This window comes from Albidovulum sp. (assembly GCF_008933605.1).
In the GTDB taxonomy this organism is placed as follows: domain Bacteria; phylum Pseudomonadota; class Alphaproteobacteria; order Rhodobacterales; family Rhodobacteraceae; genus Albidovulum.
On sequence record NZ_WBUS01000234.1, the window covers coordinates 1 to 3,445 of the forward strand.

A 3,445-nucleotide genomic window follows, 5' to 3' on the forward strand; every position below is an offset into this window, starting at 1 on the left:
GGGGTCGGCGGGCGCCATGACCTCCGGCGCGGGCCAGCGGTGGCCGCAGGCCGCGCAGCGGGCAGTCAGGTGGGTGCCGTGCATGTGGATGACTTCGGGGCTTCCGGCACGTTCGTGCAGGTCGTCGACGTTCTGGGTGACAAGCGTCACCGCTGCGTCGCCCTCCCGCGCGAGCCGCGCCAGCGCGCGGTGGGCTAAGTTGGGCCGTGCCGCTCGCACCCTCTCGCGCCGCCAGTTGTAGAACTCGAGCACGAAGCCCGGATCGCGCGCGAAGCCTTCGGGCGTGGCGAGATCGCGCCAGTCGTAGCGCGACCAGAGCCCGCCCGGGTCGCGGAAGGTGCCGAGCCCGCTTTCGGCCGAGATGCCGGCGCCGGTCAGGATCACGATGGCGCGGGGCTTTGACACAGGGCTCTCCGTCTGCGATGGGCGGGGCAGGAGGCCCCGGCATGCAGCGTATCCTCTTCGTCTGTCTCGGCAACATCTGCCGCTCGCCCGCGGCCGAGGCGGTCTTTGCCGCCCGGGCGCGTGACGCCGGGCTTCGCGTGGCCACGGACAGCGCCGGCACCAGCGGCTGGCATGTGGGCGAGCCGCCCTACGGCCCGATGATCGCGGCTGCCGCCCGGCGCGGCTACGACCTCTCGGCCTTGCGTGCGCGGCAGGTCTCGGCTGACGATTTCGCCGCCTTCGACCTCGTCCTTGCCATGGACCGGTCCAACCTCGCCGACCTCGCGGCGCTGCGGCCCGCCGCATCCTCCGCCGAACTCGCGCTCTTCCTCGGGCAGGGAGAGGTGCCGGACCCCTGGTACAGCCGCGATTTCGATGCGGCGCTGGACCTCATCGAAGAGGGCGCGGACCGGGTCCTGGCGCGGCTCGGCGCGACCGGAGCCTAGCCGATCCGCTCGGCGGTGTAGCCTTCCGTCTTCAGCGCGCCGATGATCGCCTCGGCGGGAACCGTCGTCTTGACCTCGGCGGTGTGGGCGCCGAGGTTCACCACCACGCTCGCATTGCTGTCGAGGTCGATGATGGTGCGCTCGACCACCGCCTTGCAGTGGCCGCAGGTCATGTCGGGGATGGAGAACTTCATGGGGGCCTCCGCTGGCTCTGGTCCCTAGATCGGACGGCGCGGCCAGCGCGTCAAGACCGGTCGCGTCACGCCCCTGAACTTCCGCGACCCGGCGCGCTCAGGCGCGGATGGCAAAGCCGGCGGGCACCGGGCCGGGGTCCGCGGGCTCTGTCCAGACGTCGGTCACCCGCGCCGCGCCGGGGCCTTCGCCCATCGCCGTCACCATCGCCTCCACCGCCGCCTCGGGCCCCGCGATCAGCGCCTCCACGGAGCCGTCGCCGCGGTTGCGGACCCAGCCCCTGAGGCCGAGCGCCCGGGCCTGCCCCTGCGTCCAGGCCCGGTAGGCGACGCCCTGCACCCGCCCGGTGACGCGCACAGCATAGGCGATCTCCTTCATGGCGGCCTCCCCGACCGCGGCTCTGCCGATCCTGCCACGGAACCCGCGCGCCGGCGCGCCCCGGCCCCCATCAGCCCATTGACCGGCCGCGGTTTCCCGCGCATATCCCGCCCCATCATGACCGAGCTCGCCCAGATCCGCAATTTCTCCATCGTCGCCCATATCGACCACGGCAAGTCGACCCTCGCCGACCGACTCATCCAGATGACCGGCACCGTGGCCGAACGCGACATGAAGGCCCAGCTCCTCGACTCGATGGACATCGAGCGCGAGCGCGGCATCACCATCAAGGCCAACACCGTCCGCATCGAATACCCGGCGAAGGACGGCAGAACCTATGTGCTGAACCTCATCGACACGCCCGGCCACGTCGACTTCGCCTATGAGGTCAGCCGTTCCATGCGCGCGGTCGAGGGCTCGCTCCTCGTCGTGGACGCCACCCAGGGGGTGGAGGCGCAGACGCTCGCCAACGCCTACCAGGCGATCGACGCCGACCACGAGCTTGTCCCCGTGCTCAACAAGATCGACCTGCCCGCCTCGGACCCCGAGCGCGTGAAGGCCGAGATCGAGGACGTCATCGGCATCGACGCCAGCCAGGCCATCCCGATCTCGGCCAAGACCGGCGTCGGCATCCCCGACGTGCTGGAGGCCATCGTCCACCGCCTGCCGGCGCCGAAGGGCGACGCGCAGGCGCCGCTGAAGGCCATGCTCGTCGACAGCTGGTACGACGCCTACCTTGGCGTCGTCGTGATGATCCGCGTCATGGATGGCCGCGTCGCCCGGGGCGACCGCATCAAGATGATGCAGACCGGCGCAATCTACGGCATCGACAAGCTCGCCGTGCTGAAGCCGCAGATGGTCGACATCGCCGAACTGGGGCCGGGGGAGATCGGCGTCTTCACCGCCTCGATCAAGCAGGTCCGCGACACCCGCGTGGGCGACACGATCACCCACGAACGGAAGCCCTGCGCCACCGCGCTCCCCGGCTTCAAGCCGGCGCAGCCCGTGGTCTTCTGCGGCCTCTTCCCGGTCGACGCCAACGACTTCGAATCCCTGCGCGACGCCATCGAGAAGCTGGCGCTGAACGACGCCTCCTTCACCTACGAGATGGAGACCTCGGCGGCGCTCGGCTTCGGCTTCCGCATGGGCTTCCTCGGGCTTCTCCACCTCGAGGTCGTCCGCGACCGGCTGGAACGCGAGTATGACCTCGACCTGATCACCACCGCGCCCTCGGTGGTCTTCAGGCTCCACATGAAGGACGGCGAGGTGCGCGACCTGCACAACCCCGCCGACATGCCGGACCTGACCTATGTCGACCATATCGAGGAGCCGCGGATCAAGGCCACGATCATGGTCCCCGACGACTACCTCGGCGACGTGCTGAAGCTCTGCCAGGACCGGCGCGGCATCCAGATGGACCTGACCTATGCCGGCTCCCGCGCCATGGTCGTCTATGACCTGCCGCTCGCCGAGGTCGTCTTCGACTTCTACGACCGGCTGAAGAGCGTGACCAAGGGCTATGCGAGCTTCGACTACCAGATGATCGGCTACCGCGAGGATTTCCTCGTGAAGATGTCGATCCTGGTGAATGACGAGCCGGTCGATGCCCTGTCGATCATGGTCCACCGCGACCGGGCCGAGGCGCGCGGCCGGGCGATGGTCGAAAAGCTGAAGGACCTGATCCCCCGCCACATGTTCAAGATCCCGATCCAGGCGGCCATCGGCGGCCGCGTCATCGCGCGGGAGACGCTGAGTGCCTTGCGGAAGGACGTGACCGCCAAGTGCTACGGCGGCGACGCCACGCGGAAGCGGAAACTCCTGGAGAAGCAGAAGGCCGGCAAGAAGAAGATGCGCCAGTTCGGGAAGGTGGAGATCCCGCAGGAGGCGTTTATTTCGGCGTTGAAGATGGACAGCTAGCTGTCCATCTTGAGGGTGGGCGGGCGAAAGCGATTGGCTATGCCAATTGCGTGCCCACACGGGTGGGG

Annotated in this window: 5 protein-coding genes; 2 read left to right on the top strand and 3 right to left on the bottom strand. The window is 69.1% G+C overall.

The window, feature by feature from the left end; genetic code table 11:
• Positions 1 to 405 (bottom strand): SIR2 family NAD-dependent protein deacylase (locus F9K34_RS17950; protein ID WP_291338476.1); only part of this gene is annotated, 405 nt, incomplete at its 3' end.
• Between the two features lie 41 nt (positions 406 to 446).
• Between F9K34_RS17950 and F9K34_RS17955 the strand changes: the two genes are divergently transcribed.
• A complete protein-coding gene (locus tag F9K34_RS17955; RefSeq protein ID WP_291338477.1) occupies positions 447 to 890 on the top strand; it encodes a low molecular weight protein-tyrosine-phosphatase in 444 nt (147 codons plus the stop codon).
• Here F9K34_RS17955 and F9K34_RS17960 read toward each other — a convergent pair.
• Both F9K34_RS17960 and F9K34_RS17965 read right to left on the bottom strand, forming a co-directional pair.
• Complete coding sequence (locus F9K34_RS17960) at positions 887 to 1,084, bottom strand: heavy-metal-associated domain-containing protein (RefSeq protein ID WP_291338478.1); 198 nt, start codon at positions 1,082 to 1,084, stop codon at positions 887 to 889. The two genes, F9K34_RS17955 and F9K34_RS17960, sit on opposite strands and share 4 nt — an antisense overlap.
• A 97-nt stretch (positions 1,085 to 1,181) precedes the next feature.
• On the bottom strand, positions 1,182 to 1,460 hold the full coding sequence (locus tag F9K34_RS17965) for an acylphosphatase (RefSeq protein WP_291338479.1): 279 nt from the start codon (positions 1,458 to 1,460) through the stop codon (positions 1,182 to 1,184).
• A 117-nt stretch (positions 1,461 to 1,577) separates the two neighbouring features.
• On the opposite strand from F9K34_RS17965, the gene lepA reads away from it, so the two are divergent.
• Positions 1,578 to 3,377, top strand: a complete 1,800-nt coding sequence (lepA, locus tag F9K34_RS17970; protein WP_291338480.1) for a translation elongation factor 4 — start codon at positions 1,578 to 1,580, stop codon at positions 3,375 to 3,377.
• Positions 3,378 to 3,445: the final 68 nt, after the last annotated feature.